We start from the raw sequence: 25,947 nt of genomic DNA, 5'->3' as shown, positions 1-25,947 counted from the left end.
TCGGCTTTTTCTGTACGGTCATAAAACCACCGATTCGGCCTTGCTGCAAAGGCTAGTGCAACTAAAAAACGAGAGGAGATGAGAGAAGTGGAACGGAATGAGATCGTTCGAAAGATCATTGCCAACCGTCGTCCGCGGGATGAGTTTGCCCGCTTTGTCGTCACTTGTGTCAGTCAACAATTAAAGGAGACGCACGGAGATGTCGGTGTGGAAATCGTTGAGGCGGAAAGAGGGTACGACTCCGTTTGGTCAATCAACGGTCGAGAGGTCGTCGTCTTGCTGGAAACGGAAGAATTGAAACGCGCAAAAGAACAACCGTATGCAATCGACGATAAGCTCTGGCACAGTTTTCGGCAAGAAGGAATCGTAAAATAAAAAGACGGTCGTTCCGCATGGGACGACCGTCTTTGCTTGTTTACAGCAACCGGGATACAGGTTTTGAGCGAAAAAGAAGGTAAGCGAGTGTCGCGAGAACGAGGACGAACAAAATAAAGTAGAATCCCGGCGGTAACATGACGAACAAACTACCAGAAATCGGGCCGAGAATCGAACCGAGACTAAATGAAATTCCGGCAAGCAGATTCCCGGTCGGCAGGAGATGATTTGGCAGCTGTTCTGTCATATAAGCGACGCCTAAGGAATATGTCGAACCGAGCGCCATACCGCTGATTGCAAAAATCGTAAACAATGCGCCGTAGCTTTGAAATAAAAAACAGGCTGTTAAAAACGCAAAAGCTCCGATGCTGAGGACAGTGATCAGCGTCCGCCGTTTTCCAAAATGATCGGCGAGACGTCCGAGGGGTAACTGCATCAATAAAGAGCTGACGACGAATGTCGTAATCAAACTGCTCGTTTGAGATAGTTCATAGCCGTTTCGTGTCGCGAATACCGGAAAGCTGGCATTCAATGTCGCTTCTAAAAAGCCGTATGTGAAGCCGGGCAACAACGTAAACCAGGCACTCGTCAGGACAAGACGATAACGGGAAGCCGCAGACTGAAGCTCTTCCGGCATGACATCAGACGGTTTCTCGTTCGGTACTCGTCGTAAGGCAATCAGGACGAGGACAGTCAGTGTTCCGGTCAAGACGAACGGCAGCCAGCTGATCCAGTCGACGAGTGGTGCCGCAAGTGGCCCAAGGGCAAAACCGAGTCCGAATGCCATGCCGTACAAAGACATCGTCCGACCGAGTTTATGGTTCGGTGTAATCGATGTGACCCAAACTTGAGAACCGTAATGGAGAGTCTGATCTCCGAAGCCGACGGCGAATCGCAGTACCATCCAAGCAAGAACACTTGGAATCAGCGGGAAGGCGAAGACGGCAACTGCCACTAACGCAAGACCGAACGAGATGACCGGGACATAACCATGACGCCGCAACGGTTTTTCCATTAAAGGAGCTGCGACAATGACGCCGATATACAATACAGCAGCACTCAGTCCATTTATGTAAGCGGGTGTTCCTTGACGTTCGAGCAAAATCGAAAGCAGCGGAATGAGTAGTCCTTGGGTGAAACCAGAAATGAATACAATCGAAAGAATCAAAGCAAAGCGACGCGACAAAACAAACAACTGCCTTTCCTTTTTTCTTTAAGCATAACATGCCCCGGCAGTACGCTTGTACGCCGGGGCATGTTCATTCTTATTGTTCTTTTTGTTCGGTTGGTTCAAACCGTGTTGGACGTGGCATATGCAAAAGATGTTCGTCCCAATCCGTTTGGTCGAACACTTCATCGTGTTCGATACTGTGAGACGCCCGAATGCCAATCATCATGATTCCAAGTACCATACTGAACATTCCGATAATCGCGACAATCCCGACGAGCCATTCCATTTTTGAAACCCCCTTCGAACAAGGAAAGTGTGTCAACTTTGTGACAGACTTTTCCCGTTTTGAAAGAGACTCAAACCTGGTCAGAGACGGCTGGATTGCTGTAGGAAATCCACTTCCGGATAGTAGGCATTTTTGACGAGCGCATTTGGACCGAGGCACTGAACGGCAGGGCAGTGACAGGATAAACTTTGATTGAGCTCTGTTTGTTGCCACATCGCATACGCCTCGTTGAAAGAAGTGTCCTGAATCGTTCCGAGTGAGGCCAATTCATCCCCGAAATCCGTTACGATGATTTCACCATCAAAGATATTGACGTTCAGGCGTGATCGGCCGTCAGGGTCATTACGGACGGAAACATTTGGTTCCTGACGTAGACGACGGTGGAGTTCTAAATCTTCTTCTTTCATCGAGCAGGCATAAAACGGCAGTGTCCCGAACAGCATCCAAACGTCCGGATCCCGGACATCAAGCAGACGATGGATGCCGTCACGGATTTCATCCAGACTGGCGGCTTCAATCATCGAGGCGAAATCGGCGGGGTACATTGGATGCACTTCATGCCTGACGCATCCCATTTCGACGATTTCCTGGTGGATGGCTTCGAGGTGCGGCAGTGTTCTTTTGTTAAGCATCGTCTCGGCAGAAACAAGGACACCGCGTGCATTTAGAATCCGGGCATTTTCTTTCATCTGTTCAAACAGTTTCGTCCGGGCTTCACGCGACGGTTTCCGTTCCATCATCGCAAATCCGCCATCAATGAAATCGTCTGCGGTTCCCCAGTTATGAGAAATATGTAAGACGTCAAGATACGGGATGATCAGCTCATACCGGGAAAGGGGAAGTGTTAAATTTGAATTAATTTGGGTTTTAGCTCCCCGTTCGTGGGCATACTTAAGTAAAGGCACAACATATTCCCGGACCGATTTCATCGACAGCATCGGTTCACCGCCTGTAATCGAAAAGGCGCGCAGGTGTTCAATCTCATCCAATCGTTTGATGAGCAGTTCGACCGGGATAGTGGGTGTTTCGCTGTTCGACAACATATAGCCGACGGCACAATGTTCGCAGCGCATGTTACAAAGGGTCGTCGTCGTGACTTCGATATTCGTCAGCCGGGCTTGTCCATATTGTTCGATATCACGGTACGCTTCCCACGGATCATTTTTGATGGTGATGGGTGATTTAAATGACATGATACATGTTCCTCCTTTTAGTGCTCCATTATGTATCGTATGCTAAATCTATACAGGAATAAAGAACAAGAAAGGAAGTCAGAATAATGGGAAAAGCAAGAACTGATAAACTTGGACAGATGAATGTGCTAAAATCAAGAATGCAGCTTTTATGCCATACGATCGATTCATTGGATGAAACATCAGATATTGAGGATTTGGAACGTTTAGCCGTCTCCTTGGATCAGTTGAAAGCCAAGGTGCTTCGTTATGCAAAAGACATGAAGGAACATGAGGAATCAGAAAGCGGTTCGAAATGACCGCTTTTTGATTTGGATCATGGAAAGGATGAATCAGATGACAACTAAAATTAAATTACAGGTAGGCGAAGTTCGTTCCGTAACCTGCTTACGCATGGGAATCAACGGAGAAGGAATCGCGACACTCGAACGGCAAATCGTCTTCATTCCAGGTTTGCTGGTCGGAGAAACTGCTCAAATTGAGATTACGGAAATCCATAATAATTTTGCGAATGCAAAAATCTTAAAACGTGATGTCCGTTCACCGGACCGCGTGACACCGTTATGTCCGATTTACAGTCAGTGCGGGGGATGCCAGCTCCAACATATGAGTTACGAAGGACAACTCCGTTATAAAGAAGACATGGTCCGAAATGCCTTTACGAAATCAACGAAATTGAACGTCGAGAAATCGGACATCCGCCCGACCATCGGGACATCAGAATGGGAGTACCGGAATAAATCACAGTTTGCCGTCGGTAAAGAAGGCACACAAATCGTCAGTGGATTGTATTCGGCGAACTCGAACCGTCTCGTTGCAATCGACGAGTGTATCGTTCAAAACAAAGAGACACTACGCGTCAACAAAGCCGTTACGAAAATTTTGAATGACTACAACGTTCCGGTCTACAATTCGGCCAAACAAGATGGCGTCATCCGGAACATCGTCGTTCGGACAGGCATCAAGACAGGTGAAATTCAAGTCGTGTTAGTCGCGTTTAAAGACGGCTTTAAGGATCTTGAAGGTTTGTCACGCGATATCTATGATATTCCGGGTGTGATTTCCGTCGCGCTGAATATTAACGATAAGATGACATCACGCGTTTTTGGAGAACAAACGGAAATTTTACGCGGTGTGGAACGAATCGAGGAACAAATGGGCGAGTTTACGTACCAACTGTCACCACGTGCCTTCTTCCAGTTGAATCCGGAACAAGCGGAGCGGATGTACGGTGAGATTGTTAAAGCGGCAGCCTTGACGGGCGAAGAACGTGTTGTTGATGCTTATGCAGGTGTCGGCTCGATTGGTCTTTGGATTGCAAACGGTGCAAAAGAAGTCCGTGGAATGGAAATCGTCGAGGAAGCGGTCGAAGATGCGACGGCACACATGAAACAATACGGATTTAACCACGCGCATTACGTGGTCGGGAAAGCAGAAACTTGGATTCCGCGCTGGGTGAAAGAAGGATGGATTCCAGACGTTTTCATCGTCGATCCGCCTCGTTCAGGATGTGATACGCAACTGTTGAACGCCATGATTTCGTCAAAAGCGAAAAAAATCATTTATGTTTCCTGTAATCCACAAACGTTGGCACGTGACTGCGATCATCTGATGAAAGCCGGCTACAAAGTCAGCTATATCCAGCCGTACGATATGTTCCCGCAAACGGCACATGTCGAAGCCATCGTTGTACTAGAGAAAAAGAAAAAGAAAAAGTTTTAAACAAATCGAACGGATATATGAAGTGATTTCTATATGAAAAGAGGAAAGCGGCTCCTGAGCCGTTTTCCTCTTTTGTTTCGTCTGTATTTCTTTTTTAAGTTTGCTGCAACCAATTTTCATCCTGTTCTTGAAAACGCCGTTTGAGATCAGCGACCCGTTCTGCCGGTAAAGGTCCTTTTTCCAACAAGCGGATATTTTGGACCAGATGTTCCGGATTGGCCGTGCCGATGATGGCACTTGTGACACCGGGTTCAAAAACGGTAAATCGGAGTGCGGTTTCAAGCCAAGACGCTTCTTCAAGTGGGAAATCGAGCTGCTGTGCCCGTTCCCAGTAAGGTTCGACATATTGCCCGGCCGGTCGGGACGCAAACCGCCATGGTGCATTGGCAATCGGACGTTTGGCGATGATACCTTTTTGTTGCTGATGAATCAGCGGGATCGAATCATTCAATGCCCGCTGATCGTATAAATTAACAGACGTTTGAAAACTGTCGAATCGTCCCGTCGTGATGGCATAGTCGAGATCTTCCCGGTCGCCTGAATACGCAATCAGTCGGACTTTTCCGGCCTGTTTCGCCCGCTCGAGCGCCTCGATGACGTCATCTTGAGCGAGTATCTCTTTACTGCAGGAATGCAAATGGACGATATCGATAAAGTCTGTTTTCATCGTCAAAAGGGCTTGATCAATCCCGCCCGCAACAGCTTGGAATGTCCAGTCTTGCGTACGCGGGACATCATACCCGACCTTCGTCGACAGCACGACATCATGGCGGTGCTGCTTCAAAAAGTCACCGAGCCGTTGTTCGGATAAACCGTAACCGCGGGCGGTATCAAATAGACGGATGCCTGCATCCAACGCTTGATGGAGGATATAGCTTGCTTGCTGATCGGATAAATCATCGGAACCGATATGACCGGCACCAAATCCGAGAGGGGAGACTTGGATGTCAGTGTTGCCAAATGAACGTAATTCCATGCTGTGTTCCTCCTTTGTTTACTTCTCTACACTATACGAAGAAAACGGTTGCATCAATCGATATCCCTCGATGGATGCAACCGTTTTTTATAAAGATAAATCAGATAAAACACCAAAAACAGTCCGACAATCAGCCACGGGATCATCGAATCCTGTTCAATCAATTCATTGACGGCGAACGCTTCGAGAACCAATGCGGGAACTTTCCCAATCGTACTGGCCGTTAAAAAGACAAGTGCCGAGACACCGCTTGTTGCACTTAAAAATGTGACGAGTCCGGAAGGAGCGAACGGCAACAGCCGCAAAAAAAGAATTGTCCAAAAGGCATCCCAACCAGTTTGCTTCGTTAATCTGCCAAGCCACTTCAAGACGAACGGGGATTGAATCAACGGTTCGACACGCCGGAAACCATAACGATAGACGTAAAAGGCCACTCCGGCACCTAAAGCTTCGCCAAGAAAAGATAAAAGCAGTCCATCCCAAAAACCGAAATAAAGTAAATTCGCTGCCGTGACGAAGGCACTTGGCACAACGCCGAACAGACTGATGACGATACTGACTAAAAGACTGATTGGTACAGCAAACATATCCGCTTGCTGCAACCAACCAATTAGTGTTGCTTCGATAATAAAACGTCCTTTCAGGCGTAGAGCAATCAATGCTATTCCATTAACCAATCAAAAACCGTGATATTATGAGAACCCGTCGTCCTCGTCCGGTAACAACGGTAACGTGATCAGGACGGTTGTTCCCTGATCGAGAGCGGATTCGAATGAAATGGTTCCGTCGTGCCGGTCAATGATGTGTTTCGTGATGGCAAGTCCAAGACCTGTTCCGCCATCTTTTCGTGTCCGTGATTTATCGACCCGGTAAAATCGCTTCGTCAAGCGCTCCAAGTGTTCCGGCGGAATGCCTTCTCCTTCGTCCCGGATTGTACAGACGGTATGGTCACCTTCTGTTTTCGTCGACAGATAGATATGCCTTGAAGCAGGGGTGTAGCGTAAAGCATTGTCCAACAGGTTTCCGATGACTTGTTCCAAACGGTCATTGTCACCGAGAACGATTTGACTTGGATCAAAATCGGTAACGATGGACACGCCTTTTGCTTTCGCAATCGGTTCCATCCGGTAAACGACATCTTCCAGAACTTGGCTGAAAACAAGCGGTTGCTTCGTCATCGGATACGAGTCTCGTTCCAGTTGTGCGAGATCAAGCAAGTCATTGACGAGGCGTTGCAACCGTTCCGTTTCCCGCTCGATGATCTGATAATATTGATCCCGCGTTTTTTCATCCAATGCTTTGTCTTGCATCATTTCCGTATAACCGCGGATATAGGATAGTGGTGTCCGTAATTCATGACTGACGTTCGCTAAAAATTCCTTCCGCTGTTCATCCACTTCACCGAGAGATTCCGCCATCTTATTTAAGGTTTCTGCCAGTTCGCCGATCTCATCATCCGATTGGATCGGAATCCGGTAAGCAAAGTCCCCTTGAGCATAGACGGTGGAAGCCCGTTTCATATCAATCAGCGGACGAATGATTGTATCGATGATTTGACGGCCGAAAATCACAAGATTCAGCACAATCAATCCAATCATAAAGAAGATCATCAGACGAAGCGGGCGGAACGGTTCACTGATTTGACCGAGTTCCAAATATAAAATCAGTGTCCCGACAAGTCGGTTGTTCTCAATGATCGGGAAACCGGTCATTAAGATATCTGTTCCTTCGATCGGATGGGTCCGGCTTGAGACGACGGTTTCACCATTGCGCAATTGTTCGATATCCGCATTTGTCAGGAACCGGAGACCGGCCGGATTTTTCTTCAGGAAGTCGATGAAAAAGACTTTGGATTCGGTCAGTTCATTCGTGTAGGTCATCCCATCGTAAAAAGCACCGGACAATCCTTCTGATTCATAAATATTAATCAGTTTTTCACCCCGGTTGAGCAACAGGTCTTCCTGCGTTTGAAGGTAAAACCGGTCATACAGATAAAAGGTTAATAAGACGAATAAGACGGCAGAAAAAACGCTTGTGAACCAAATCGTAATCCAAATCCGGCGGCGAATGGTATACCGCTTAATCATACTTCCTCGAATTTATATCCGATGCCCCAAACCGTCTGGATCGAGCCGCCGGCTTCACCGAGTTTCAGGCGAAGTGTTTTAATGTGAGTATCGACCGTCCGCAAGTTTCCGATGTAGTCTGCTCCCCAAATCTGATCAAGCAATTGTTCGCGGGAAAAGACTTTGTCGTTGTTTTGGACGAACAAATGAAGTAAATCGAATTCCTTGCGTGTTAAGCTGATTGGTTTTCCGCTGACATGGACACTGCGGCTTTCTGTATCGAGTTCGAGTTTACCAATCGTCAATGTCGCCGACTGATCGACCGTGAAGCGATGCGATCGACGCAGTGTCGCTTCGATACGGGCCAACAGTTCACGTGGGCTGAACGGTTTCGTGATATAGTCATCAGCACCGATTTTCAGACCGTGGATCCGGTCGAGTTCGTCAGAACGAGCCGTCAACATGATAATCGGGACATTCGAGAATTCACGAATGCGCATGCAGGCCGTTAAACCATCCATTTCCGGCATCATGACATCCAACAGGACAAGATGGAATGTATCGCGTTGCATTTGATCGAGCGCTTCTTGACCGTTCGAGGCCGTCGTCGTCTGATAGTTTTCTTTTTGAAGATTCGAGACAAGCAAATCACGCATTTGTGCTTCGTCATCTACGACAAGTATTTTAAAGGATTGTTCTGGCATCAGTAATCACTCCATTTCATATAGGAAGAGGTGATGGCTTCTTCCGACAGGTGAATTTTCCTTATTATCATACCATTTGAAGCTTTCGATCCGCATCAAATGTACGAACAAAAAAGCACAAGAGGCGGGTGCCTCTCATGCTTCGAGTTGTTGTTCGTAGACCGTTTCGAATTCGCGGCCATGGATATACATTTGAAAACTTGATTTTGAGACTTCGTACAGCGTGAATTGAGTTTCCCCGGTGTTCAGCTGTTCGAGTAACGCTGGTCGTAATTCATCGGCACAAAAAGCATAAGGCAGTTTTTCCGCTGCTTTTTGTGAACGGATGTTAGTCTTCCGGATTTTCATAAAGACACTTTCAAACTCGAGGTCAAAAAATAGTTCTGCAAAGAATGCTTCCTTTGCAAGATTGTTATAACCTTTCCCATGATACGGTTTACCTAACCATGTACCGAGAAACCCATACTGTCCTTCGATATCGAGTAAACTGATTGTACCGATTGGTTGGTCAAATTCGTCTAGGATTGTGCGTGAGACCAGCTCACCGCGTTCTTCCTCTTCGATTGCCTGCTTTGTAGTAAACAGAAATTCATCAAAGTACCGTGTTTTTTGGCGGACGTACGGATATACGTCTTGATGCTGCATCAGTTCGAACAAATCAGCGCAGTCGCTCAGCTCCCGTTGCTTGAGCATACTTCCATTCCTCCTTCTTAAGACCGCTAGAATGATTGTCGAAAGCTACCTGTCTGACTCGTTTGAACCGCGCATGGTATGCCTTCTTCAGTTGTCGGATAAGATAATATTACCTTCTTTTTTTAAAAAAGCAAGCAAATAATTTTTGTGAAAAAACATACGAAAACAAGACATTTCTTGCAAACGAAAAAGCCTCACTTTCATAACAAAAAAAGCCTATGATTTTCAACGGATTTCCGTTAAAATCGTAGGCTTTTTCTTAAGACATCGATGTCAGATGGGTATGTTCAAAAATAACTTTTCCGTCAATCATCGTCATGAGCGGCTTCGCCAGATAATCGAGCGGGAAGTGACTCCAAAGAACAAGGTCGGCATCTTTTCCAACTTCAATGGAACCGACACGATCCGCAACGCCAATCGAACGGGCCGGATTAATCGTGATGGCACGAAGCGCGATATCAACCGGCAGTCCTTCACGGGCGGCAAGACCGGCACATAAATTTAAATATTGAACCGGTGTGTACGGATGATCCGTCGTGATTGATACTTCAAGACCATGTTCATGGAGAACACGGTACGTTTCCCACGTTTTGTTTTTGAGTTCGATTTTTGACTTTCGTGTAAAGGTCGGACCAACGGTGACATGTTCAATGGGTAATTGTTGCAGTTCTTTGGCAACGAGATGACCTTCTGTACAATGTTCGATTCGGACATCAAGCTCAAACTCTTCTGCAAAACGAATCGCTGATAAAATATCATCGGCGCGGTGGGCGTGGACACGGAGCGGCATTTCTTTTTTGAGGACCCGTTCAATCATCCGGTGCGCAAATGTATCTGCGGTCCGTTGCATCTTCACTTCAAGAAACGCTTCCCGCAACATACCCATGATTCCCATTCGTGTCAATTCGCCGGCACGACCGGCACTATGGACACGTTTTGGATTTTCACCGAGCGCAATTTTTAGTCCGGCATACTTCCGTAAAATCATATCATCGATGAACCGGCCATGTGTCTTGATGACGCTTGTGACACCACCGATGATATTCATGCTGCCCGGCATGACCTGAACCGTCGTGACACCATGTTCGATCGCTTCTTTGAACCCTTCGTCGAGCGGATATACGCCGTCGATTGCCCGCAGGTGGGGCGTCATCGCGAAAATCGTCTCATTGGCATCATTTCCGACTGTACCGGTTCCTTCATCGTACAAACCGAGGTGGGTGTGGGCATCGATGAAACCGGGAAGCAGGAAGCGGCCTTCTGCTTCGATGACACGTTCGTTCTCTTCGGCATCCAGCAATTCATTGATTTCATGAATTTTTCCATCTTTAATCCGGATATCGCCATAAAAATTATCTGATGTGATGGGAAAGATATGTGCATTACGTATTAAAACATCCAACATTTTTCAACCCCTGTATTAGTTTGTGTGCTCGAGATTCTGAAGTGCATCCTTTAGTTCAGCATACCGAAACTTGTAGCCGTTTTCGAGAGCTTTTTTTGGAATGACACGGGCACCTTCGAGAACGATGACACTTTTTTCTCCGAGAGCGAGCTCGAGGGCAAAGCGTGGAGCCGGTAACCAGTGCGGACGGTGCAACACTTTACCAATCGTTTGACCAAACCGGCGCATCGTTTCCGGATGAGGAGCTGTAATGTTGAGCGGACCGTTGACGGATGGTGTCGTCAGTGCGAACAGGAACAGTTCGACAAGGTCGTCGATATGGACCCAGGAGACCCATTGTTTCCCGTCGCCCATTGTACCGCCGCCGAATAACGTATAAGGCAGGCGCATCAATGGGTAGGCACCACCTTCTGTACTGAGAACAACACCGATTCGCGGATGAACGAGACGCACACCGCTGTCTGCAATCGGTTGAGCGAGATTTTCCCATGCAACGCAGACATGGCTGAGGAAGTCGGCAGTCGGAGGGAGAGGCATTTCTTCCGTAAACGTTTGATGACGGTCCTGACCGTAAATTCCGACGGCAGAAGCCGATAAGACGACGTCAGGTTTTGAGTCAAGGGCCTGAACAATCCGGACAAGCTCTTTCGTTGAATCAATCCGGCTCTCCAAGATGACGCGTTTACGTTCCTCTGTCCAGCGCCCTTCATTGATGGAAGCGCCTGCTAAATGGATAAAGGCATTTACATCGTTTAAGTGCTGTTCGGGTGTTGCTGTATCCGTCAGCCATTCAACGTAAGAGACAGCACCTTCTGTTGCCTTCGGTGAACGGGTTAAAATGACAATCTGGTGGCCTTCGTTAAGTAGTCGTTTTGTTAATGCCTGTCCAATCATTCCGGTTCCGCCTGTAATCGCGATTTTCATACATAAGTCATCCTCTCGTTCAATCTATATGAATACTTGTACATATGTTCCCGTTTGTCCATTTCACTCAAACCTCATTCAACATGTTATCGTTGCAGGAGAAGATGAAAAAGGAGGAACCGACTTGAAAATCACACGGATCTCAACCCAAAAGAAAAATACGGAACGTTTCAATATCTACATCGAGCGCGAAGGGAAGGAAGAATATGCGTTTGCCGTTGATGCCGATATCCTAATCAAATACAATCTGCAACGGGATAAAGAGCTGGACGATGATTTCGTCAAGGAAGTGCTGACGGCGGAGGAACAACAAAAAGCGTACCGCTTATCGCTCAACCATCTGTCATACCGGATGCGGGCGACGAGTGAAGTGGAGTCGTACTTGATTGAGAAAGAGACGCCGGAACACGCCATCAAGCATGCCATCAAACGATTGACTGACCAAAAATATTTGAATGATCAACAATTTGCGGAAGCATATACCGCGACAAAAAAAGCGACGACACCGCAAGGACCGGGTAAAATCCGCCGGGACTTAGAAATGCTGAAGATTCAAAAGACGTATATTGATCAGGCATTGACAGCATTCACGGAAGAAGAAGAGCTGGAAAAGGTGTTGAAGTTTCTTCGGCAAAAACAAAAAGAACTGGCCCGCCGATCGGTTCGGGAACTGAAGCAGAAACTGCAACAAACCCTGATGCAACGCGGATTTTCATCGGAGGTCTCGAAGCTCGGGATTCAACAAGTATTCGAAGAGGTGGAAGCGGACACAGAAGAATCGGCCGCTTTGTACCAGGCACGAAAATATTATCCGAAGTATCGGAATCTGGAACCGTTCGCCCGGGTTCAAAAAACACAACAAGCATTGGTTCGGAAAGGATTTCCGTATGCACTCGTTTCGGAAGTGATTGAACAGGTGAAGCAGGAAGAAGCGGACGAAATATAAGTTTTCACTTCATTTTAAAAGATTAGACACAAAATTGACAATTGTTCGATAATTATGCTATTCTACGCTCAGATTAAGAAAAGGAGGAACCGTCAAATGAAACAGCCAATTGTAAACGTATTTATTAAACAGCTGAATATGGCGGAGACTCTCGAACTCGTATAAACACTACTTTCAGTGTGCGATTGACAGGGAATCCGTTCCCCGAGCACGCAGACCATATCGTCGATTCACATCGTCTTCAGAAAGGCAGATGGATTCTCGGACTGCTCCGGAAATCCGTCTGCCTTTTTTGCGTGCTTGGAAACGTGTAACACCATTATGAACGACAAAGGGGGGAGCCATCGTGCGATTATTTCGCCAACTCAGTTGGTTTCTGAAAGAACATAAAAAATCGTATTTGATTGCCGTGTTACTACTGATCGTGACCGGCTTCATCGACTTGACACCACCGTGGTTGATCGGAAAAGTGATTGACGGACTACGTTCCGGATCAATGGACCGGACGACACTGATTCAGTATGTGGTAGGTCTGACCGTTATTTCCATCACGTCTTTTATTCTGACGTACTTGTGGCTTGCGAAATTATTCGGGACAGCCTTTTTACTCGAACGGACGTTGCGCAGCCAATTCTTTACGCATTTATTAAAGCTGACGCCAACTTTTTACCAACGTAACCGCACAGGGGATTTAATGGCGCTTGCGACCAATGACTTGAAGGCAGTAGAACGGACAGCCGGCTTTGGTGTCCTGACGCTCGTCGACTCGTTAAACATGACGGCGATTACACTTGTCGTCATGGGAGTGGCAATCGATTGGAAACTGACGCTTGCCGCCTTATTGCCGATGCCGATTCTCGCTTACGCGATGAATAAACTCGGCAGCCAGATTCATGGACGGTTCATGACGGCGCAGGATGCTTTTGGCACGATGAACGATCAGGTCGTGGAATCGATTTCCGGTCTGCGGGTCATTCGTTCATTCGTTCAGGAAGACATCGATGTCAAAAAATTTGATGCTGTTACGAGTGATGTATTTGATAAAAACATGCACGTCGCAAAAATTGATGTCTTATTCGAGCCGATTATCAAATTACTCGTCGGAATCAGTTATCTGATCGGCTTATCGTTCGGGACGTATCTTGTCTTTACGAACGATATCACGCTTGGGCAACTCGTCGCCTTTAATATTTATCTCGGGATGTTGATTTGGCCGATGTATGCGTTCGGGGAATTGATTAACGTCATTCAGCGCGGAACAGCGAGTCTTGATCGTCTGCAAGCGACGATGCGGGTAAAACCGTTGATTACGTCAACACCGGTCACGGATGTGGATGTTCCGGAAACAATCGTGTTATCTGATTTGACGTTTACGTATCCGGGAACAAAACAGCCCGCCTTAAACAAGATCAATGTGACGATTGAACAAGGAAAGACAATCGGGATTGTCGGTCCGACCGGCGCCGGAAAAACCACATTGTTGCGGCAGTTTTTACGCGAATATCCGCTGGGGCGCGAGATGTTGCAGGTCAACGGGATTCCGTATGAGGACGTCGCCTTGGAAACGGTCCGCGGCTGGACCGGTTATGTCTCGCAGGAACATCTCTTATTCTCGAAAACAGTACGGGACAATATTTTGTTCGGTGCCGGAACGGCAACGGAAGCTGAATTGCAGGAAGCGATTCGTCTGGCATCGTTTACGACGGATATTACGATGCTCGATCAAGGTCTTGAGACATTGGTCGGGGAACGGGGCGTCACGTTATCCGGGGGTCAGAAACAACGGCTGTCGATTGCCCGGGCGATGTTGAAAAAACCAAAATTATTACTGCTTGACGATTCGTTATCCGCGGTCGATGCGAAAACCGAATCGCACATCATTGAAGCGATTCGAACCAACCGCGAGCAGGCAACGACATTGATTGTCGCGCACCGTCTGTCTGCTGTTGCCCATGCGGACGAAATCCTTGTCCTGCAGGATGGTCAGGTGACCGAACGGGGCACGCACGAACAACTGATGAACCATAGAGGATGGTATGCCGAACAGTTCGAACGGCAAAGTGAAGAAACGTAAGGTAGGAGGTGTCGAACGTGAAGGAAGAAGAATTGTATTTATTAGATCCCGTTCGTCGGAAAACGACGATTCGATCGCTGGTCCGTTATGCGATGTATGAAAAACAAGCGATTTTCCTCGGATTATTTCTATTGATTTTAGCAGTCGGAGCAGAACTGACCGGACCTTATATTGCGAAGGTCATCATCGATGAGCATATCGTCGCGATTGAAAAGGACTGGGTGGAAGTAAAAGATGGAGGACGGGTCGAGTATGACGGGCGTCAGTTTGCGAAGAAGCAGGACGTCCCGTCCTCTGCCGTCATTCAATCCATTTCGATTGTCCAGTCAAAAGATGGTTATTATTTTGTACCGAAACAGGTCGTGAGCGGTGGCGAACGCAGTGTCGAGGATGGGACGTTGACCGTCACGCGGGGCGATGAGGTATTTCGTTACGCAAACGTCGCGAAGCTCACACAAGGACAAGTATATGATTTTTATGCTTCCGACTTAAAAGCGGTCGGCTGGCTGTCCTTGATGTATATCATCCTGCTGTTAATCGCAGCCGGTCTGAACTGGGTGCAACAAATCCTGCTTCAGCGGTCGGCGCATAAAATCGTTAAACGGATGCGGCTTGATGTTTTTACACATTTACAACGGTTGCCGGTCCGCTATTTTGACCAGACACCGATCGGAAAGATTGTCAGTCGCGTAACGAACGATACGGAAACGATCCGCGATTTGTACTTGGGTGTGCTCGCACGGGTCTTTTCAGGACTGATTACGATGGCCGGAATCTTAGTGGCGATGTTTTTCCTTGATGTCCGTCTCGGACTCGTTTCGTTGCTGATTATTCCGATTGTCTACTTCTGGATCCAGTTATTCCAGAAACTCGCAACGGAAAATAACTTCAAAGTCCGGTCGCTTGTCGCGGATATGAACGGTCAATTGAATGAGAATATCCAAACGATGCCGATCATTCAAGCGTACGCGCGGGAAAAAGAAGTGTTGGCGGAATTTGAGCAGAAAAATGAAGAGAACTATCAAACCCGCTCCAAGTTATTGCGGCTCGATGCTTTAATGTCGCATAACTTATCGTATTTCTTAAAAAACCTGACGCTTGCCTTGTTAATTTGGGTGGTGGCCGGAAAAAGTCTGACCGACGGAACGTTTTTATCGCTCGGTATTTTATATGCCTACATCGATTATGTCTCCCGTCTCTTTGAACCGGTGACGCAAATCATGAATCAACTGTCACCGCTGCAGCAAGCACTCGTTTCAGCAGACCGGATGTTCCAATTGCTTGACGAAAAGGGGGAGGATGTCGGAAAAGGACGTTTACCCCGTTTCGCCGGTCGTGTCGAGTTCAAGCAGGTCGGTTTCAGCTATGATCCGGGTCATCCTGTCTTACAGGAAATCGAGATTGACGCCCGTCCCGGCGCGACAATCGCTCTCGTCGGCCATACCGGCAGCGGGAAAAGTTCAATTATGAATTTACTGATGCGTTTTTATGATCCGTCATCCGGTCACTTGTTGATTGACGGACAAGATGTCACGTCACTGCCGAAACAGGCGGTTCGCGATCACATGGGCATCGTCCTGCAGGATCCATTTTTGTTCACCGGAACGATCCGGTCGAATATCACGCTCGGGAACCCGGCAATTTCTGAAGAACGGATCCGGGAAGCGATCGTCGCCGTTGGAGCAGACCGGTTCATTGACCGGCTTCCTGAGGGACTGGACGAACCTGTCATCGAAAAAGGGGCGACCTTATCTGCCGGTGAACGGCAGTTGATCAGCTTTGCCCGGGCACTGGCATTTGATCCTGCCATTTTAGTCCTCGATGAGGCGACGGCGAGTGTCGATTCCGAGACGGAAGCGATGATTCAAGAAGCATTGTTGACGTTGACGAAAGGGCGCACGACATTCATCATTGCCCACCGTTTGTCAACAATCAAAGATGCCGACGAAATCATCGTTCTCGATCAGGGACGGATTGCCGAACGCGGTACGCATGATGAGTTACTCAAAAAACAAAAAATCTATGCCAAGATGTATGCACTGCAAAGTAAACGCAATCTCGAGCTGAAATCAAGTTAACTCCATCATTTTTCTTCTCCTTTTCGTATATACTAATGACGAAGAGGGGGAGTTTTTTTATGGAGACACGTATGAGTCAGTTATCAAAATACGAGTTAGAGATGCTCGTGACGAAATTGAATGAGCAGAAACGTAAAGCCGAGCAACACGGCAACATGAGTGAAGTCGAGGTGATTATCCGTAAGATTGCGATCGCCCAAAGTTATTTAGTCGACGCCAGCCGGTTTGAGACAGGGCGTTTTTACCGGATTGCTGGGGAAGAGGCGCGATTCGAACTGCATTTCGTCAACGGTGTGATGGGTTGGGGGCATTTTGAAGGGACAGTCAACGAAGTGGCGATTCCGCTCGCGTTGATTCAAGAAGAGGAGGAATGACAATGGATCAAAATCGTACAGAAGCATTAAACGAATTGGCGGAAGAATTACAGGAAGTCAATGAGACGCTGACGCCGCTCGAAGCCTTGACGTGGGTCGAAGTCTTATGGGAAGATTTCGAAGCGACGCTCGCACGGGCGGGAGAAAAATATCAAGGTGAAGCGGTTGCCGTTCGTTTCGTTCAGCAGCAAATCAAACAACATGGTCCGATGCTTCATCGTTTCAATACGACAAATGAGAAGTTCAAGCATTTGATGATTGGACGCGACGATCAGTCATTCAATTAAAAAAAGGACTCGCGGTTCGGAATGATATCTTCCGAGCATGGCGAGTCCTTTATTCATAAAGCAGGCACGATTAATTTTTTCTGCAACGTACGCTCACTGAAGACCCATCCCGTGTAGGAGCTGACGATTTGGCGTGAAGCTGCATCAATCCGGACGACAGCAACGAACGGATAAACTTCTTTCGTAAAGTACCGCAAATTCGTAAATCGGTATTCAACGATTCCGTCTTTTCGGGAAACGGTATACGTATGAATTTTCGAGAACTCAAGAAAAGCTTGTAAATCGGCGTTCTCTTTAACAATCTCATACAGTTCATCACCATGCGGTTCATTTTTGATCCGGAAATTGCCGCATTCGACGACGGTACCGGAATTGATTTTAACAACTGCATATTCATTCCGGAGACGTGCTGCGACATGCCATTCATCCCATTTCATGCCGGGTGAGATGAACAGCTTGTGAGCACCGCCATAATAACGGGCTGCCGTTGCCAGGGCATCGTTTCGCAATTTGAACTGCACCGCGTAATAAATGATGACGATCGCAATCAGAATTGGGAAAATGACGATTGTTGCACGGGTCAATAACCAAATGCCGAACGCGCCGTAATACATCGTAAACAGATAGGGGTCAAACGTATTGATGACACCCCACCCAATCCAGGTTTTCTTAAAAGGATGAAGCGCCTGCGTGCCGTAAGCATTAAACAGATCGACGAAGACATGAAGGGCGACAGCAATCTGTGCCATCAGCCATAATGAAGTAGGTGGAACGCCGAACAGGGCGCCGATGACAATCGACAGCAGTAACGGCCAGGCAATTAAAGCAATTAAGCCGTGGGACTTACCACGGTGTTGTCTCAGGTAGGCACTATTGCCTTTAAATTTAAATACAGTATCAAAGTCTGGAGCATGGGAACCGACCAACGCCGTCGTCGTGACAGCCGCAAACAGCGTAGCGCTTGCGGCGACATCCGGTTCAAGTGTGGAAATGGCGGCGAGGCAAAGTCCCATTCCGATATGCGTCCCAGTATCCAATGCGAATTCGCTCCTTATCAAAGTATTCAGGATCATAAAACAGTAAATTGATTTTAAGGTTAATTGAACTTACTATAACGTATCAAATAGAAAAGAGGTAATATTTTGACTCTTGTTACAGAATATTTCACAAACTTTAATAAACGGCATTTTACAACGGAATTAGTCCAGTGGTTTTTGCGCGAACAACGACAGTTGCCGTGGCGTGAAACGAAAAATCCCTATCATATCTGGATCAGTGAGATCATGCTGCAACAGACAAGGGTCGATACGGTAATCCCTTATTACCACCGGTTCACGGAACGTTTTCCAACCCCTCATGATTTAGCGGCAGCCGACCAAAGTGAAGTCTTAAAATATTGGGAAGGCTTAGGGTACTATTCCCGGGTTAAGAACCTTCAAATCGCCGTTCAGGAAGTTGTTGAAAAATATGATGGAATCGTACCGGACGAAAAAGAACGGTTTGAAAGTTTACGGGGGGTCGGTCCCTATACGACCGGTGCTGTTCTTTCGATTGCTTACGGTCATCCGGAACCGGCTGTTGACGGGAACGTCATGCGTGTATTATCCCGGGTTCTCGGGATTTATGACGATATTGCGGTGCCGAAAACACGGAAAGTCTTTGAAGCGGCTGTTCATGAATTGATTGATCATGCGGACCCGTCGAGCTTTAATCAAGGATTGATGGAACTTGGTGCGATGGTCTGTACACCAAAATCACCGATGTGCGGACTTTGTCCGGTCAATGATGTCTGTTTTGCTTACGACCGGTCCGTTCAGGCAGAACTTCCCGTCAAAACGAAAAAAGGCAAAACACAGACGATCCGGTATGATGCCCTTGTCTATGAGGAAAATGGACAAGTCGCAGTCATGCGACGCCCGGATACAGGACTCTTGGCCGGTATGTGGCAGTACCCTTTGATTGAATCGACGGAAGAACAGCCGGGAATCCGCGTCGGCAGTGTTAAACATATCTTTTCGCACCGGATTTGGGACATCACGGTGTACCGTGTTGCGACACAACCGGAAGGGACCGTGTTAATGGATGAACCGACATATGAAAAACAACCGATTTCCGTTGCCCAGATGAAAATTGACCGTTTGTTAAAGGAGGAGCTCTAATGGATCATTTTTATACAGAAACGAAAGTACCGGCGACGAAGGAACAAGCCTGGTCCTTTTTAAGTGATGCCAAAGCCCTGACCGGGATGACGACGTTCCCGAAAGTACAGACGAACGGGGATACACGGACATATGCCGGCAATACGATTCAGCTGAAGGTCGGCCTTCCACCGATTTTCGTGAAATGGGACTCAATCATTCCGTTGGTCGGGAACGATTTATTCGTCGATGTCGGAATCAAAGTTCCGTTTCCCTTTACGGCCTGGTGTCATATTCACCGTGTGGAGGAACGACCGGACGGCGTCTATATGATTGATGACTTGGTGTATAAATCGTATTTACCAAAATGGTTGGTCGATGGTTTTATTCTGAAACCGATGTTTCAACAGCGAAAACAGGCAATATTACATCATTTTTCAAGTTAAATACCAGTCATTTTCCTGAAAAAGTAGCCTTTCGTTTTTCATGTGTTCTGAAAATGGGTATAATAAGCACGAGGGTATAGAAAAAACTGAATAAAAAGCTTCAGAAAGGAGTAGCACATGAGTCGATTCCCAAAAGAAAGTAGCAAGATTGAGATTCAAAGTTTCAAACATAACGGCAGCTTACACAGAGTTTGGGAAGAAACGCTCGTGCTTAAATCGACGGAAGAAGAATTGATTGGATTCAATGACCGGATTATGGTCAGTGAATCGGATGGTCGTCAGTGGCGGACACGAGAACCCGCGATTTGTTATTTTTCGACAGAACTCTGGTTTAATGTAATCTGTATGATTCGTGAAGACGGAATCTACTATTACTGCAACTTAGGGTCACCTTCGACGTTTGATGAAAAGGATCGAGCAGTCAAGTACATTGATTATGATTTAGATATCAAAGTCTATCCGGACATGTCTTACATGATTTTGGATGAGGACGAGTACGAAAAACATCGCCGGGAGATGAACTATCCGAAAGCGATTGATCGTATTCTGAAAGACAACGTTCAGATTTTGATTCAATGGATTCGCAGTCGCAAGGGTCCATTCAATCCAGCTTTCGTGGAAACGTGGTATCGTGAATACGAAACAAGATATCGGAGATGATGGTTCGCCATCGTCTTTTTTTAGTGGAAAGAAGGGAAATACATGGGTAAAGCAAAACAAAAACAGTTAAAAGAGAAGGGTTCCATCCGGCGGTACATGGAATTCGTCAAACCGTATAAAAAACAAATTCTCTTAACGGTGTTCGTCGGGATCATCAAGTTTTCGATTCCGTTAGGATTGCCGCTGCTCTACAAGTACATCATTGACAATCTCCTGGATGAATCGACGACGGTTCCCCTCGCGGAGCGCAGTAAAGAGCTGGCCTATTTGATCGGGGCCGGATTCTTCGTCTTCCTTGTCATCAAACCGCCGCTTGAATACATCCGGCAGTATCTGGCCCAGTGGTCGGCGTCAAAAATTTTATTTGATGTCCGGAATCGTCTGTTTGATCATGTTCAGAAATTGTCACTCCGCTTTTATTCAAATACGAAAACAGGTGAAGTCATCTCCCGGATCATCAATGATGTCGAACAAACAAAAGATTTTGTCGTCACCGGACTGATGAATTTATGGCTTGATATGATTACGATTTTGATTGCCATCGCCATCATGTGGACAATTGATCCGAAACTGACGCTCGTCGCCATCATTCCGTTGCCATTTTACGCACTCGCGGTTAAGTTCTTTTACGGACGGCTCCGCAGTCTGACACGGGACCGGTCTGCAGCGCTCGCTGAACTGCAAGGACACTTGACGGAACGGGTCAACGGAATGGCAGTCATCCGCAGCTTTGCGCTTGAGCCCCATGAAAATCAGGCGTTCAAGAAACAAAACGATGGTTTCTTGACGGCGGCCTTACGCCAAACGAACTGGAATGCCCGGACGTACGTCGTCGTCTCGACGATTACCGATTTTGCACCGATTTTGATTTTCGGTGCAGCGGCCTTCCTCGTTCTGAACGGACAGGAATCACTTGGGACGATGGTCGCCTTTATTGCCTACATCGATCGTCTGTATGCACCGCTCGGTCGTCTCGTCAACTCATCGACGACACTGACCCAGTCGATTGCCTCGATGGACCGGATGTTTGAATTCCTGGATGAGCCGTATGACATTACGGAAAAAGCCAATGCGAAAAATCCGGTAGCTGTCAAAGGGAACGTTCAGTTTGAAAATATCAGTTTCTCTTACGAAGAAGGCGGCGAACGGGCGATTGACCGGTTGACGCTCGATGTACAGGCGGGAGAACGGATTGCTTTCGTCGGGATGTCGGGCGGCGGGAAATCAACACTGGTCAGTCTGATTCCCCGTTTTTACGACGTGTCCTCCGGGCGAATCACGCTTGACGGCGTCGACATTCGTGATTTGAAGTTACGTGGTCTTCGCGATCAAATCGGTATGGTCATGCAGGAATCGATTCTGTTCAGTGAATCGGTCGAAATGAACATTAAGATGGGAAATCCCGAGGCAACGGATGAAGAGGTCGTTGCGGCAGCAAAAGCGGCAAATGCCCATGAATTCATCGAACGTTTGGCGGACGGTTATAAAACACCGGTCGGCGAACGGGGTGTCAAATTGTCAGGCGGCCAAAAACAACGTCTGGCAATTGCCCGGGTATTCCTCAAAAATCCACCGATTTTGATTTTGGATGAAGCGACGAGTGCACTGGATTTGGAAAGTGAATCGATGATTCAGGATTCGCTTGCCCGTCTCGCGAAAGGACGGACGACGTTTACCGTCGCCCACCGTCTTTCGACCATCACCGATGCCGATAAAATTGTTGTCATTGAAAACGGTCAGATCACGGAAATGGGACGTCATGAAGAATTGATGCGAAAACGTGGCGCCTACTTTGAACTGTATGCAATTCAAAACCTAGAGCTAGTTGAATGAAAAAAGGCTGTTCCGCGAAAAACGGAACAGCCTTTTTGTATGAAGAATTGATTTAAAGTTGGGCGAAAGCACGGTTGACAGCAACGATTGTTTCGTCGATGTCTGCGTCCGTGTGCGCTGTCGTCAAAAACCAGGCTTCGTATTTCGAAGGAGCAAGGTTGACGCCTTGTTCGAGCATTAACTTGAAGAAACGGCCGAACATTTCACTGTCGGCACGTTCGGCACCCAAATAGTCGATGACCGTTTCGTCCGTGAAGTAAACCGTCAATGCACCTTTAAGACGGTTGATCGTAACCGTGACGTCATGCGTGTCAGCAGCCTCTAGTATTCCTTGTTCGAGTTTTGCACCGAGACGGTCGAACTCTTCGTATACACCGGGCTGTTCGAGCAACTCGAGGCAGGCGATTCCAGCTGCCATCGAAGCTGGATTTCCGGCCATCGTACCTGCTTGATAGGCAGGACCAAGCGGCGCAACATGTTCCATGATATCTTGGCGTCCGCCATACGCACCGATCGGCAGACCGCCGCCGATGATTTTTCCGAGCGCTGTCATGTCTGGGCGGATGTTCAAGAGTTCTTGCGCGCTGCCGTACATGAAACGGAAAGCCGTGATGACCTCATCATAGATGACAAGAGCACCGTGTTCATGGGTGATGTCGTTGATTGCTTCGAGGAAACCGGGTTGCGGCTCCACGATTCCGAAGTTTCCGACAATCGGTTCGACAAGTACACAGGCGACTTGATCGCCCCATTCTGCCATGATTTGACGGTAAGACTCGATATCGTTGAACGGTGTCGTAATGACTTCTTTGGCTGTCGCTTTTGTGACACCGGCCGAATCAGGTGAACCGAGTGTGGCAGGACCGCTACCGGCTGCGATCAGCATTAAGTCCGAGTGACCATGGTAGCAACCGCTGAATTTAACGACAAGTTCACGTCCTGTATAGGCGCGGGCGACGCGGATCGTCGTCATGACGGCCTCTGTTCCGGAGTTCGTAAAACGGACCTTTTCCAAAGAAGGAATCGCTTGTTGGAGTTTGTGCGCAAAGTCGATTTCGAGACGATGGGGTGTTCCGTATAACAAACCGTTGCGCGAAGCGTTCGTGATTGCTTCCGTAATATGTCGATGACCGTGACCGGTGATAATCGGGCCGTAAGCTGCTAAGTAATCGATGTAACGATTGCCGTCGACATCATAAAAGTAAGCTCCTTCTCCACGCTCCATATAAACGGGAGCACCACCTCCGACTGCTTTATAAGAGCGGGATGGGCTGTTCACACCTCCGACGATACATTGTTGTGCTACTTCATATAATGCTTCGGAAGTCGGGCGATTTGCATGAGTTGACATGATGATTCCTCCAATCATTGATACGTGAAAAATATCACGATATGATTGTATCATGTCCGTCAAACGTGGAGCAGAGCCGTTGACGGAAAGAGATAATGTAGGTAGACTAATTATAAAGATTACAATCTAATAATCAATGAAAGATAGAAATGAGGGGATGACGTGGCGAACGAAATGCTAGATGATGCAGTACGCTCTTTACGTGAATCAGGCGTTCGGATGACACCACAACGTCATGCGATTTTGGAATATTTAACGACGGGACATACACATCCGACAGCAGATGAAATTTATCGTGCGCTCGAACATCGTTTTCCAAATATGAGTGTGGCGACAGTTTATAATAATCTACGGGTCTTTAGAGAAAAAGGGATCGTAGAAGAGATGAATTATGGAGATGCTTCAAGCCGTTTTGATTTCGTTACGACGCGTCATTACCATATGATTTGCGAAGGATGCGGGAAAATCGTTGATTTCAACTATCCTGTTTTAGATGACGTCGAGACGGTTGCGGCGCATTTAACAGGTTTTAAAGTAGATCGTCATCGTCTTGAGGTTTACGGGACTTGTCCGGAGTGCCAATCAAACGTGCATTAAAAAAACGAGCTTCCTTAACGGGGAGCTCGTTTACTGTGTTTATTGTACTTTTCATCAAATTCTTTTCCTTCCAGGTTACGGTCCATCGTCAGAGGTTCGTCGCAGTGCATACATAAATCGACTCGCCCGAGGACTTTCGTCTCCTTGCCGCAGTTTGGGCAGGTGACGACGGCTGCTTTCGTCGAAGTGAGCCCGATCAAGAAATAGAGCGCCGTACTGGCAAGGACCATGACGAACCCGACAAGCATGAGGATGACCATGATGATTTCGAATTGTTTTAACAAAAGACCGCCATACATGACAAGCATTCCACCAAAGACAAGGAACATTGCCAAGTTGCGGGCGCGGTTTATTTTATTCTTGCGTTGTTTTTTCACATGAATTCCCCCTATAGTCAGTCTAGCATATTGTTGGATCGAGTCAGAAGCAGGAACGATTGATTTTTTGTCGAAAATGGTAACGGACGAATGATCAGAGTAACGAGTATGGAGTAGAGAAGGGTGAGAAGGAAATGGAACAAGCAACACGAACGATTTATTCAGAATATGCGGCTTATCCGGAGACACAAGGAATTATCTCTGTTGAAAAAAGGCAACCGAGAGACTCTTTGACCGATCAATTTGATGTTTTACTCTTAGTAATTACCCGAGATCCTTCTATCGAGTGGACAGTGAAACATTATCGTTTGGATACACTTCGGGTTTCATTACATCTTGTGCATGAACAAGTCCTTTCCCGTTGGTTGATTTTAAATGCGAATCGCCGCGCTGTCCATTGGGTGTCGGAAGGGACCATCGTTTTTGAACGGAATGATTATTTGACGGATTTAAAAAAACAACTGCTCAATTTTCCGGAAACGGAACGCTGTTTACAGATGTCGCTATCATTCGCAAAACTACTGCGCCGTTTTCAGGACGGAAGAAATCTGTTCAGTCGCGGGAATTATTATGATGCCTATACGCATGTTCATCATGCACTGCATCATTTGGCCCGGTTGTCGGTGTTGGAAAAAGGTGCGCATCCGGAAGTCGTCGTTTGGGAGCAGGCGCGACTGGACGATCCGGATGTCTACAAATTATATGAACAACTTCTGTTAAGTGAAGAAACCTTGGAACAACGGATTCATTTAGCGCTGATCGGACTAGAGCATTTACTGCAATCGAAAGTATTGTCCGGTGGCAGATACTTATTCGAAGTCATGCGAGAGCACGACCATCCTTGGACGATGCAAGAATTGATGGAAGAAAGCCGTTTGACAGAATTGAAAGTTGATTTAGGTAGTTTGATTGATTTCTTCATCCGGAAAGGGTTGGTCCGGATTTCGTACCAACGCACGAAAGGACTTGGCGTTGAACTCGTGACATATGAACCGGTCGTTTGACAGACCGGTTTTTTGTTTTTTTAAATTAAATAGAGTAAGCATATATAGAAGAAAAAAATAATAACAAGAAAAATGATGAAAAAGCATTGACGTTATTATCTCGAGATAGTATATTAATACATGTCGACAGGCACACGCCATTGACGCGATGAAAAAAACGAGAAAAAAACGGTTGACGCATAAGTTATTCCGTGATATCTTATTAAAGTCGCTGAAAACGACACGACGAACTTTGAAAACTGAACGATGAGGCAAAAAACGTATCTT

27 protein-coding genes are annotated in these 25,947 nt (G+C 47.0%); 14 read left to right on the top strand and 13 right to left on the bottom strand.

Annotated elements, in window-relative coordinates; all coding sequences use genetic code 11:
- Nucleotides 1–87 precede the first annotated feature (87 nt).
- On the top strand, nucleotides 88–375 hold the full coding sequence (locus DVG79_RS11290) for a hypothetical protein (protein ID WP_114596810.1): 288 nt from the start codon (nucleotides 88–90) through the stop codon (nucleotides 373–375).
- Between the two features lie 40 nt (nucleotides 376–415).
- On the opposite strand, the gene DVG79_RS11285 is transcribed toward DVG79_RS11290, so the two are convergent.
- From DVG79_RS11285 to yfkAB, 3 genes are all read right to left on the bottom strand, one after another.
- Nucleotides 416–1,570, bottom strand: coding sequence for an MFS transporter (locus tag DVG79_RS11285; RefSeq protein WP_114596809.1), 1,155 nt, complete (start codon nucleotides 1,568–1,570; stop codon nucleotides 416–418).
- Nucleotides 1,571–1,640: 70 nt separating this feature from the next.
- Nucleotides 1,641–1,832, bottom strand: a complete 192-nt coding sequence (locus tag DVG79_RS11280) for a hypothetical protein (protein WP_114596808.1) — start codon at nucleotides 1,830–1,832, stop codon at nucleotides 1,641–1,643.
- Nucleotides 1,833–1,912: 80 nt separating this feature from the next.
- Complete coding sequence (yfkAB, locus tag DVG79_RS11275; RefSeq protein WP_114596807.1) at nucleotides 1,913–3,025, bottom strand: radical SAM/CxCxxxxC motif protein YfkAB; 1,113 nt, start codon at nucleotides 3,023–3,025, stop codon at nucleotides 1,913–1,915.
- A gap of 86 nt (nucleotides 3,026–3,111) precedes the next feature.
- On the opposite strand from yfkAB, the gene DVG79_RS11270 reads away from it, so the two are divergent.
- Together DVG79_RS11270 and rlmD are read left to right on the top strand one after the other, a co-directional pair.
- The gene (locus DVG79_RS11270; protein ID WP_012369544.1) at nucleotides 3,112–3,324 is read left to right on the top strand and encodes an SE1561 family protein; all 213 of its coding nucleotides are present in this window, start codon (nucleotides 3,112–3,114) and stop codon (nucleotides 3,322–3,324) included.
- Between the two features lie 37 nt (nucleotides 3,325–3,361).
- Entirely contained in the window at nucleotides 3,362–4,747 is a 1,386-nt protein-coding gene (gene rlmD / locus DVG79_RS11265; RefSeq protein WP_114596806.1) for a 23S rRNA (uracil(1939)-C(5))-methyltransferase RlmD, read from the top strand.
- A 94-nt stretch (nucleotides 4,748–4,841) separates the two neighbouring features.
- Here rlmD and DVG79_RS11260 read toward each other — a convergent pair whose 3' ends face one another.
- The 7 genes from DVG79_RS11260 to DVG79_RS11230 all read right to left on the bottom strand — a co-directional run bounded on the left by DVG79_RS11260 (nucleotide 4,842) and on the right by DVG79_RS11230 (nucleotide 11,515).
- Nucleotides 4,842–5,723 (bottom strand): aldo/keto reductase, encoded by an 882-nt coding sequence (locus DVG79_RS11260; protein ID WP_114596805.1) that lies wholly within the window; start codon nucleotides 5,721–5,723, stop codon nucleotides 4,842–4,844.
- Between the two features lie 53 nt (nucleotides 5,724–5,776).
- The gene (locus DVG79_RS11255; RefSeq protein ID WP_233494592.1) at nucleotides 5,777–6,382 is read right to left on the bottom strand and encodes a TVP38/TMEM64 family protein; all 606 of its coding nucleotides are present in this window, start codon (nucleotides 6,380–6,382) and stop codon (nucleotides 5,777–5,779) included.
- A 33-nt stretch (nucleotides 6,383–6,415) separates the two neighbouring features.
- Entirely contained in the window at nucleotides 6,416–7,810 is a 1,395-nt protein-coding gene (locus DVG79_RS11250) for a sensor histidine kinase (protein ID WP_114596804.1), read from the bottom strand.
- Nucleotides 7,807–8,493, bottom strand: coding sequence for a response regulator transcription factor (locus DVG79_RS11245; protein WP_114596803.1), 687 nt, complete (start codon nucleotides 8,491–8,493; stop codon nucleotides 7,807–7,809). Before DVG79_RS11245 ends, DVG79_RS11250 begins: the two co-directional genes overlap by 4 nt.
- 135 nt (nucleotides 8,494–8,628) lie before the next feature.
- Nucleotides 8,629–9,186, bottom strand: coding sequence for a GNAT family N-acetyltransferase (locus tag DVG79_RS11240; RefSeq protein WP_114596802.1), 558 nt, complete (start codon nucleotides 9,184–9,186; stop codon nucleotides 8,629–8,631).
- Nucleotides 9,187–9,445: 259 nt separating this feature from the next.
- Nucleotides 9,446–10,591, bottom strand: a complete 1,146-nt coding sequence (locus tag DVG79_RS11235) for an amidohydrolase (protein WP_114596801.1) — start codon at nucleotides 10,589–10,591, stop codon at nucleotides 9,446–9,448.
- A 15-nt stretch (nucleotides 10,592–10,606) separates the two neighbouring features.
- Nucleotides 10,607–11,515 (bottom strand): TIGR01777 family oxidoreductase, encoded by a 909-nt coding sequence (locus DVG79_RS11230; protein WP_114596800.1) that lies wholly within the window; start codon nucleotides 11,513–11,515, stop codon nucleotides 10,607–10,609.
- 124 nt (nucleotides 11,516–11,639) lie between these two features.
- Here DVG79_RS11230 and DVG79_RS11225 point away from each other — a divergent pair, with 124 nt between their 5' ends.
- The 5 genes from DVG79_RS11225 (at nucleotide 11,640) to DVG79_RS11205 (ending at nucleotide 17,274) form a co-directional block, all read left to right on the top strand.
- Entirely contained in the window at nucleotides 11,640–12,461 is an 822-nt protein-coding gene (locus DVG79_RS11225; protein ID WP_114596799.1) for a RecX family transcriptional regulator, read from the top strand.
- 346 nt (nucleotides 12,462–12,807) lie between these two features.
- Complete coding sequence (locus DVG79_RS11220) at nucleotides 12,808–14,535, top strand: ABC transporter ATP-binding protein (RefSeq protein ID WP_114596798.1); 1,728 nt, start codon at nucleotides 12,808–12,810, stop codon at nucleotides 14,533–14,535.
- Between the two features lie 17 nt (nucleotides 14,536–14,552).
- Entirely contained in the window at nucleotides 14,553–16,613 is a 2,061-nt protein-coding gene (locus DVG79_RS11215) for an ABC transporter ATP-binding protein (protein ID WP_114596797.1), read from the top strand.
- 59 nt (nucleotides 16,614–16,672) lie between these two features.
- Nucleotides 16,673–16,987, top strand: coding sequence for a DUF1811 family protein (locus tag DVG79_RS11210; RefSeq protein WP_114596796.1), 315 nt, complete (start codon nucleotides 16,673–16,675; stop codon nucleotides 16,985–16,987).
- 2 nt (nucleotides 16,988–16,989) lie between these two features.
- A complete protein-coding gene (locus DVG79_RS11205; protein WP_114596795.1) occupies nucleotides 16,990–17,274 on the top strand; it encodes a YfhJ family protein in 285 nt (94 codons plus the stop codon).
- Between the two features lie 53 nt (nucleotides 17,275–17,327).
- Here the strand turns inward: DVG79_RS11205 and DVG79_RS11200 are convergent, their stop codons facing one another.
- Nucleotides 17,328–18,311 (bottom strand): metal-dependent hydrolase, encoded by a 984-nt coding sequence (locus DVG79_RS11200; protein WP_114596794.1) that lies wholly within the window; start codon nucleotides 18,309–18,311, stop codon nucleotides 17,328–17,330.
- 105 nt (nucleotides 18,312–18,416) lie between these two features.
- Between DVG79_RS11200 and mutY the strand changes: the two genes are divergently transcribed.
- From mutY to DVG79_RS11180, 4 genes are all read left to right on the top strand, one after another.
- Complete coding sequence (gene mutY, locus DVG79_RS11195) at nucleotides 18,417–19,433, top strand: A/G-specific adenine glycosylase (RefSeq protein ID WP_114596793.1); 1,017 nt, start codon at nucleotides 18,417–18,419, stop codon at nucleotides 19,431–19,433.
- The gene (locus DVG79_RS11190) at nucleotides 19,433–19,858 is read left to right on the top strand and encodes an SRPBCC family protein (RefSeq protein ID WP_114596792.1); all 426 of its coding nucleotides are present in this window, start codon (nucleotides 19,433–19,435) and stop codon (nucleotides 19,856–19,858) included. The genes mutY and DVG79_RS11190 overlap by 1 nt, the downstream gene beginning before the upstream one ends.
- Nucleotides 19,859–19,975: 117 nt before the next feature.
- On the top strand, nucleotides 19,976–20,518 hold the full coding sequence (gene ntdP / locus DVG79_RS11185; protein ID WP_012369561.1) for a nucleoside tri-diphosphate phosphatase: 543 nt from the start codon (nucleotides 19,976–19,978) through the stop codon (nucleotides 20,516–20,518).
- 42 nt (nucleotides 20,519–20,560) lie between these two features.
- Nucleotides 20,561–22,351, top strand: coding sequence for an ABC transporter ATP-binding protein (locus DVG79_RS11180; protein ID WP_114596791.1), 1,791 nt, complete (start codon nucleotides 20,561–20,563; stop codon nucleotides 22,349–22,351).
- 52 nt (nucleotides 22,352–22,403) lie between these two features.
- On the opposite strand, the gene DVG79_RS11175 is transcribed toward DVG79_RS11180, so the two are convergent.
- On the bottom strand, nucleotides 22,404–23,702 hold the full coding sequence (locus DVG79_RS11175) for a glutamate-1-semialdehyde 2,1-aminomutase (RefSeq protein ID WP_114596790.1): 1,299 nt from the start codon (nucleotides 23,700–23,702) through the stop codon (nucleotides 22,404–22,406).
- Between the two features lie 174 nt (nucleotides 23,703–23,876).
- On the opposite strand from DVG79_RS11175, the gene perR reads away from it, so the two are divergent.
- On the top strand, nucleotides 23,877–24,299 hold the full coding sequence (gene perR, locus DVG79_RS11170; protein WP_251138800.1) for a peroxide-responsive transcriptional repressor PerR: 423 nt from the start codon (nucleotides 23,877–23,879) through the stop codon (nucleotides 24,297–24,299).
- A gap of 14 nt (nucleotides 24,300–24,313) precedes the next feature.
- Here the strand turns inward: perR and DVG79_RS11165 are convergent, their stop codons facing one another.
- The gene (locus tag DVG79_RS11165; RefSeq protein WP_012369565.1) at nucleotides 24,314–24,676 is read right to left on the bottom strand and encodes a DUF2614 family zinc ribbon-containing protein; all 363 of its coding nucleotides are present in this window, start codon (nucleotides 24,674–24,676) and stop codon (nucleotides 24,314–24,316) included.
- A 134-nt stretch (nucleotides 24,677–24,810) separates the two neighbouring features.
- Between DVG79_RS11165 and DVG79_RS11160 the strand changes: the two genes are divergently transcribed.
- Complete coding sequence (locus DVG79_RS11160; RefSeq protein ID WP_114596789.1) at nucleotides 24,811–25,680, top strand: nucleotidyltransferase-like protein; 870 nt, start codon at nucleotides 24,811–24,813, stop codon at nucleotides 25,678–25,680.
- Nucleotides 25,681–25,947: the final 267 nt, after the last annotated feature.

Origin of the sequence: Exiguobacterium sp. RIT594, assembly GCF_003339585.1 — a bacterium.
Lineage (GTDB): Bacteria > Bacillota > Bacilli > Exiguobacteriales > Exiguobacteriaceae > Exiguobacterium_A.
Note: the sequence above shows the minus strand (reverse complement) of the source record. Positions and strands in the feature narration are given on the sequence as shown.